This window comes from Streptomyces cyaneofuscatus (genome assembly GCF_042718795.1).
In the GTDB taxonomy this organism is placed as follows: domain Bacteria; phylum Actinomycetota; class Actinomycetes; order Streptomycetales; family Streptomycetaceae; genus Streptomyces; species Streptomyces cyaneofuscatus_A.
The window spans coordinates 58,863-65,952 of the sequence record NZ_JBHXOX010000040.1; the positions used below are offsets into that span (position 1 = coordinate 58,863).

The window sequence follows — 7,090 nt, forward strand, 5'->3', positions numbered from 1 at the left end:
CCCCGGCCGCTACGCTTCCCCGGACGGCAGCGGAGACACGACGAGGCGGAACGGACGGCAGGAATGACGGCGGACAGCACCAACGCCACCGGCAGGACCACGCTCAGCGCCATCGCCTCCGTGGCCGGGGTCTCCGTCTCCACCGTCTCCAAGGTCCTCAACGGCCGCTCCGACGTCTCCGCCGGAACCAAGGAGCGCGTCGAATCGGTCATGGACGACCTCGGCTACGAGCGCCGCCCGACGCGCCGCCGGGGCAGTGTGATCGACCTCGTCCTCAACGAGCTCGACAGCCTCTGGTCGGTGGAGATCCTCCGTGGCGTCGACGAGGTCCTCGACGCGGCCGGCGCCGGCATGGTGGTCTCGGCGGTGCACGGCCGCAGCTCCAACACCCGGGAGTGGCTCGACCAGCTCGCGGCCCGCCGCAGCAACGGGGCGATCCTCGTCGTCTCCGAGCTGACCCCGCAGCAGCGCAAGCGCCTGGTCGCCATGGACATCCCCTTCGTCCTGGTCGACCCGGTCGGCAGCGTCGACGCCCTGGTGCCCACGGTCGGCGCGACCAACTGGGCCGGCGCGGTCAGCGCCTGCGAACACCTCATCGGCCTTGGCCACACCCGGATCGCCCATCTGGCCGGTCCGCGGCACCTGTTGTGCAGCCGGGCGCGGGCCGACGGCTTCCACGCCGCGATGGAGCGGGCCGAACTACCTGTTCCGGAGGGCTGGGTGGCGTACGGCGAGTTCAACGACCGTTCCGGGCGGGCCGAGATGGCGCGTCTGCTCGATCTGACCGCCGCCCGGGGCGAGGAGCCGCCGACCGCGGTCTTCGCCGCGAGCGACCTCCAGGCGCTCGGCGCCTTCGAGGTGCTCCGGGACCGCGGGTTCGCCATCCCGCAGGACGTGAGTGTCGTCGGCTTCGACGACCTTCCGGTGGCGCGCTGGACCCACCCCGCTCTGACCACCGTGCGCCAACCGCTGCTGGAGATGGCCTCGATGGCGGCCACCACGCTGCTGCGGATCATCGACGGCGAGCATGTGGAGAACCTGCGGCTGGAGATGGCGACCGAGCTGATCGCCCGGGCCAGCACCGCGCCGCCGCGACCGGGCTCCTGACGGCACTCCTGACCGCACTCCCGACGGAATGAGGCCCGTACCGCGAAGAACACCGCGGTACGGGCCTCATGCCGTCACCGTCACCGGGTCAGGGCGCCCAGGGAGCGGCGAGCGTCCAACTGCTGTCCGCCGTCAGGGTCTGCGGCCGGTTGAAGCCGTCGCCCGCCGTACCGGAGGCTATGTACACCGCGGAGTCGAAGTGACGGAGGTAGGACCCCGGAAGGTTGATCGACTCGAAGGTGACGCCGGTTCCGCCGACGCCGGGCCGGGCGCAGAAGGTGGCGTCCTGGCGGTAGAGCGCCGAGTTCTCACCCGGCGCGTTGCGCACCCGGCTGTCGGCGTGCCGCAGGAACTGGCCGGGGAAGTTGACCGACTCGAACGAGTAGCAGGACGAGTCGGCCAGCCCGCGCCGCACGGTGTACGTCGCGTCCTGCTTGAGCGTGGCGCTGCTGCCCGCGCCGACGACCTCGGTGTACGCGAGGCTGTCGGCGTGCCGCAGATACCGGTCGGTGTGGCCCCAGGTGGTGACCCGCAGCGAGCGGCGTACGTCGGTGGGCAGGAGGACGGAGCTGCGCCACAGGGCCGGCTCGGCGCTGTTCCAGGTGGCGTCGGCAGCGAAACCGGCAGCGTTGTCCCAGGAGTCGGGGCCGCCACTGCGCGCCAGGTAGACGTTGTCGGCATAGTGCCGCAGGTAGGAGCCGCGGAGGTTGTACGACTCGTACGAGGTGCCGCCGGCGGCGAGGCCGGTGCGGGCGCACCAGGTGGCGTCCGCGGCGAACGGCCCGCCGGTGTTCGCGTCGACCCGCACCCGGCTGTTCGCGTGCCTCAGGTAGCGGCCGGGCTGGTTGACCGACTCGAAGGAGACGCAGCGCGGGTCGGCGAGACCGGCCACGGTGCGGTACGAGGCGTCCTGGCGGCCGGTGTCCGACGAGGCGGCGGAGAGGACGTCGGTGCGGGCCACCGAGTCGGCGTGGCGCAGGTAGCGGTCGGTGAAGCCGGGGGTGGTGACCCGGAAGGAGCGGACGTGGCCGAGGGTGTGCTGCGGTGTGGAGTTGAGGTTGCGGGAGGCCGCGATGAGCGCGCCGTGCGCCGCCCGGAGCTGGCCGGTGTCGACCTTCTGGACGCGCCGGTCGTAGGTGAGCAGCCCGTTGTACTCGCCTTCGACGTCGGTGATCTCCGTGTAGACGTACGCCGAGACGCCCTTGGTGGTCATCAGTTGCTGCACATCGCGGACCATGCCGGTGTAGCGGTCGTTGAGCTGGGCGTTGCTGAAGACCTGTTCGTAGGCGAAGAACTTGTTGTCGGGGCTGTACTCATGACCGGGTGTACGGAGTCCGATGCCGCCGAACTCGCCGAGTACGGAGAACCGGGTGGCGGTGGGGCGCGGTGCGTCCGGGCCGGTGTAGACGTGCCAGTCGAGCATGTCGCCGTTGCCCGGATCGCCCTTGGAGACACAGCAGTTGTAGCCGCTGTGCGCGTTCATCAGCCGGGACGGGTCGTAGCTCTTCAGCTCGTCGGCGATGCGCCGGGTGGCGTTCAGGTCCCACTCGCCCCAGCCCTCGTTGAACGGGACGTAGGAGATGACCGCCGGGGAGAACCGGTGCTCGTCGATGATCTCGCGGGCCTCGGTCTCCAGTTGGGCGGCCTGGGCCGGGGTACGGTTCTGGTCGAAGGCCTGGGTGGAGGGGATGTCCTGCCACACCAGCAGCCCGAGCCGGTCGGCGTGGTAGTACCAGCGGGCCGGCTCCACCTTGATGTGCTTGCGCACCATGTTGAAGCCGAGGTCCTTGTGCTTCTGCAGGTCGAAGGCGAGGGCCGTGTCGGTGGGCGCGGTGTACAGGCCGTCGGGCCAGTAGCCCTGGTCGAGGGTGCCGATCTGGAAGACGAACTCCCCGTTCAGCGTGGGCCGCAGGACCCCGTCGACCAGCTTCTTGCCGACCTCCCGCATACCGAAGTAGCTGGTGACGCTGTCGGCGGCGGCGCCGGAGGCGTTACGCAGGGTGACCCGCAGGTCGTACAGGAACGGGTCGTCGGGCGACCAGCGCCGGGCGTTCGGCACGGGTACGGAGAACTCGGTGAAGCCGCCGGTGGCCTCACCGACCACGGTGGCACCGGACAGCGCCTCGGCCCGGACCGTGTGGCCGCTGACATTGCCGCGCGTGAAGACGCGGACCCGGGCGGTGTTGGTCGCCAGGTCGGGGCGGATGTCGACCGAGTAGAGGGAGGAGGCCGGGGTCGGCTCCAGCCAGACGGTCTGCCAGATTCCGGAGTTGGGCGTGTAGAAGATCCCGGTGGGATTGTCGGTCTGCTTGCCGACGGGCTGCTTCTCACCGCGCCCGTCGGTCGGGTCGTAGACGCGCACGATCAACTCGTTCGAACCGGGACGCAGTTGCGGGGTGATGTCGACCTCGAACCGGTCGTAGCCGCCCTTGTGGGTGGTGACCTGGGTGCCGTTGACCCAGACGGTGGCCTCGTAGTCGACGGCGCCGAAGTGCAGTTGGACGCGTTGGCCGTTCCAGCTCTGCGGGACGGTGAAGGCGCGCTTGTAGAACATCAGGTCGCGGTTGTCGTTGCGCATGATGCCGGACAGGGCCGACTCGACCGGGTAGGGCACGAGGATGCGCTCGGGCAGGGTCTGGCCGATCGGCGGCGCGGCGTTCCGGTTGACGTTCCCGGCGCCGTCGACCGACGGGTTCAGGAACTCCCACTCCCCGTTGAGCGACTGCCAGGCCTGCCGCGTCATCTGGGGTCTCGGATAGTCCGGCAGCGGATTGGTGGTGGACACCTGATCGGTCCACGGGGTGGTCAGCGGTGGGGCCTTGGGTACGACGGCGGCAGCGGCGGTTCGGGTGAGGAACGGACCTCCGGCCACCACCAGCAGGGCCATCAGGAAGACGGCGACGCGTCTCATGGATCTCCTCCAGACAGGACGGCGCGCGGCGTCCGACGCGCCACCCGGCCGGAAGGGCTGAGGCGGCGTGCGGCAGTCCGTGCGGGATGGGCGAGCGGCGCGGTGTGCAGAAGAGAGAGCCCCATATCGCCTCTCCGGAGGGGGAGTTCGGATCGAGGCAGGGGGGAACGTAGCATGAAACATTGTCAAACGGGATCGCTCAGGAACCATCAATTATCAAACGTTTCCCACCATGGGGTGGGGTGCATGCCGAGTCGCTCTGTCGAGTCGTGTGGGAATCCGGTTCTCCTCGCGGGCCTCGAAGGCCCCCCGGAGACCCCGCACCCCCGTCCGGCCGCACCGAGGGATTCGTACACCTGGACAGGGGTCCCACCGCACGGGGGAACGCAGGCTGGGAACTCCTCGGTGAAGGCGTATAAAGGGTCCTTCCGGAGCAGCCGGCGTCCCCCGATGGCCCCTCCCCACCTCACCCCCAACCCGCGCGGCCGGCGTCACCGCGTCACTGAGCCCAGGAGCGCCAATGAGCACCTCGGACGAGATCAGCGCCCTGCTGGTAGCGAAGTTCGGAACCGACCCCGAGGCTCTCGGCCCCGACGTTCCGCTGCACCGGCTGCGGCTGGACTCCCTCGCCCTGGAGGAGCTGCGGCTGCTCATCGAGGACCGGCTGGACGTCGACCTGGAGGACGTCGTGCTCACCTCGCGCGACACCCTCGGCCGGCTGATCGAGGTCGTCCACGTGAAGGCCACCGCATGAGCGCCCCGGCGGCCCCCGCGCCCTACCGACGTACACCGCTCGCCCCGTTCGCCGCCGCCGTCACCGGGGTCGGCCTGGTCACCGCGGCAGGTACGGGCGCCCGGGCCGCCTGGCGCGGCGTCACCGAGGGCCTCGCCCCGTCCGTCGGCCCCCGGCCCGAACTGGAGGGCCTGCCCTGCGACTTCTTCTACTCCGTCACCGACTGCGACCCGCGCGAGGTGCTCGGGGTGGCCGCCCAGCGGCTGATGGACCGTTTCGCCCAGCTCGCCGTCATCGCCGCCCGCGAGGCGATCGCGGACGCCGGGCTCGACCCGGCCCTCTGGGATAGCGGCCGGGTCGGCATCGTCATCGGTTCGGCCCACGGCGGGCTCCCCTTCTACGACGAGCAGTACGCCGTCCTCGCCGAGCGCGGCGCCCGCCGGGTCTCCCCGAAGCTCGCCCCCCTCAGCGTCGTCAACGGCGCGGCCAGCAGCGTCAGCCTGGACCTCGGTGTGCAGGGCCCCAGCCAGGCCGTCTCCACCGCCTGCTCCTCCGGCACCGTCGCCATCGGCACCGCCCACCAGATGCTCCGCTCCGGGGCCTGCGACATCGTCATCGCGGGCGGCGCCGAATCCACCTGCACCCGCCTCCTGCTGGCCAGCGCGTGCAGCCTCAAGGCCGTCTCCACCCGCCGCGAGGACCCTGCGGCCGCCTGCCGCCCCTTCGACACCCACCGCGACGGCTTCGTCGTCGGCGAGGGCGCGGGCCTCCTCGTCCTGGAGCACCCCGAGCACGCCCGCGCCCGCGGCGCCACCGTCCGCGCCCACGTGAACGGTTACGGAGCCTCCAGCGACGCCCACTCGGCCGTCGCCCCGGACCCCGAAGGGCTCGGCATCGAACGCGCCCTGCGCACCGCCCTCGCGGACGCCGGGCTCTCCCCGGCCGATGTCGGACACGTCAACGCGCACGGCACCTCGACGCTCTCCAACGACCTCATCGAGGCCACCATGCTCCGCCGCGTCCTCGGCGAAAGCCCCCTCGTCACCTCCACCAAGGCGATGACCGGACACACCCTCGGCGCGGCCGGCGGCATCGAGGCCGCGCTGACCGTGCTGGCCCTCCAGCACCAACTGGTCCCGCCCACCGTCAACTTGGACGCACCCGACCCGCAGATCCCGATGGAGGTCGTCGCCAAGGAGGTCCGCAGCGCCTCGTTCGACTGCGCGGTGAAGACCTCGCTCGGCTTCGGCGGACACAACGCGGCGCTCGTCCTCACCAGAGCCTGAACGGAAGGGAGTTGGGCGACCACATGCCCGAGGAGATCATCCGTACGCTGTCGGTGGACGGAGTGCGGTACGGCTACCGCGTCCTGCCGCACGCCTCCGACAGCGGCGCCGCCCCCGCCACCGAACCCGCTCTCGTCCTCGGCGGCGCCCTCCAGGGCATGTACGGCTGGCCCCAGATGGACGACCACCTGGGCCCGGCCACCGACGTGGTCACCGCCGACCTGCCGGGCATGGGCTCCGCCGACCCCCTGCCGCCCGGCCCCAGCGCCGACATCCTGCGCCGGGCCGTGCTCCGGATCGCCGACGACCTCGGCGCCCCCCGGCTGAACCTCTTCGGCTTCTCCTACGGCACCGCCATCGCCTTCGGCTTCGCCCAGCACCATCCCGAGCGGGTCGCCCGGCTCGCCCTCGGCGGCGTGCCGGTCCACATCGACGAGGCCCAGGTGGAGTGCTGGGAGCGGGCGCGGGAGGTGCTGGCGGGCGGGGACCTGGACGGCTTCGCCGCGCTCGCCGCCGACGCGCTAATGTGTCTGGACCCGGAACGTACCGTGCACCGAAGGGAGTTGGCCCGCCGCTATGTGCGCCGCTCGTTCCTGCACGCGCTCACCCACTCGCCGCACGCCACGGACTCGCTCTACCGGGCGCTGGCCGACCGGCCGGACTTCTCCGGCGGGCTGAGCGGCGTGCCGGCCCTGGTCTTCGCCGGGGAGCACGACACGGTGACCTCGCCGGAGCGGCAGCGGGAGTTCGCGGCGACCATCGAGGGCAGCCGGTTCCTGACGGTTCCGGAGTCCGACCACTGGGTGGTCCTGGAACGGGCCGTGGAGGTCGCGGAGCTGGTGTCACGGTTCTTCACGGAGACGGAGACGGAGACGGAGACGGAGGCGCAGCGCGCCGCCGCCCCCGTCAGCCTGCCGCGTCAGGCGGGTGCCCGGGCGGGGGGGGGCCGGGGGGGGGGGGCCCCCCCCCCCCCCCCGGCGGGGGGGGGCGGGGGGAAAGATGTACCCCCCCCCCCACGGGGGGGGGGGTATAAAACAGAGGAGCGTACCCGGA

4 protein-coding genes and 2 pseudogenes are annotated in these 7,090 nt (G+C 71.6%); 4 read left to right on the plus strand and 2 right to left on the minus strand.

The genetic code is table 11. The features are described 5' to 3' along the window. The first annotated feature begins 63 nt into the window (after positions 1–63). Positions 64–1,107, plus strand: coding sequence for a LacI family DNA-binding transcriptional regulator (locus ACFWRT_RS34045; RefSeq protein WP_380952369.1), 1,044 nt, complete (start codon positions 64–66; stop codon positions 1,105–1,107). An 88-nt stretch (positions 1,108–1,195) separates the two neighbouring features. Here ACFWRT_RS34045 and ACFWRT_RS34050 read toward each other — a convergent pair whose 3' ends face one another. Together ACFWRT_RS34050 and ACFWRT_RS34055 are read right to left on the minus strand one after the other, a co-directional pair. Continuing rightward, positions 1,196–1,687, minus strand: a complete 492-nt coding sequence (locus tag ACFWRT_RS34050; RefSeq protein ID WP_380952415.1) for an AbfB domain-containing protein — start codon at positions 1,685–1,687, stop codon at positions 1,196–1,198. 3 nt (positions 1,688–1,690) lie between these two features. Next, positions 1,691–3,994, minus strand: a pseudogene (locus ACFWRT_RS34055) (AbfB domain-containing protein); the annotation flags it as partial. Between the two features lie 544 nt (positions 3,995–4,538). Between ACFWRT_RS34055 and ACFWRT_RS34060 the strand changes: the two are divergent. The 3 genes and pseudogenes from ACFWRT_RS34060 to ACFWRT_RS34070 all read left to right on the plus strand — a co-directional run. Then, the gene (locus ACFWRT_RS34060; protein ID WP_380952371.1) at positions 4,539–4,772 is read left to right on the plus strand and encodes an acyl carrier protein; all 234 of its coding nucleotides are present in this window, start codon (positions 4,539–4,541) and stop codon (positions 4,770–4,772) included. Further along, positions 4,769–6,037, plus strand: coding sequence for a beta-ketoacyl-[acyl-carrier-protein] synthase family protein (locus ACFWRT_RS34065; protein ID WP_380952372.1), 1,269 nt, complete (start codon positions 4,769–4,771; stop codon positions 6,035–6,037). Before ACFWRT_RS34060 ends, ACFWRT_RS34065 begins: the two co-directional genes overlap by 4 nt. Positions 6,038–6,060: 23 nt before the next feature. Next, positions 6,061–6,978, plus strand: a pseudogene (locus ACFWRT_RS34070) (alpha/beta fold hydrolase); the annotation flags it as partial. Between the last annotated feature and the right edge of the window lie 112 nt (positions 6,979–7,090).

Coding starts and splice junctions, on each gene's coding strand:
- ACFWRT_RS34045 (WP_380952369.1), top strand. CDS start 64: ATGACGGCGGACAGCACCAACGCCACCGGCAGGACCACGCTCAGCGCC.
- ACFWRT_RS34060 (WP_380952371.1), top strand. CDS start 4,539: ATGAGCACCTCGGACGAGATCAGCGCCCTGCTGGTAGCGAAGTTCGGA.
- ACFWRT_RS34065 (WP_380952372.1), top strand. CDS start 4,769: ATGAGCGCCCCGGCGGCCCCCGCGCCCTACCGACGTACACCGCTCGCC.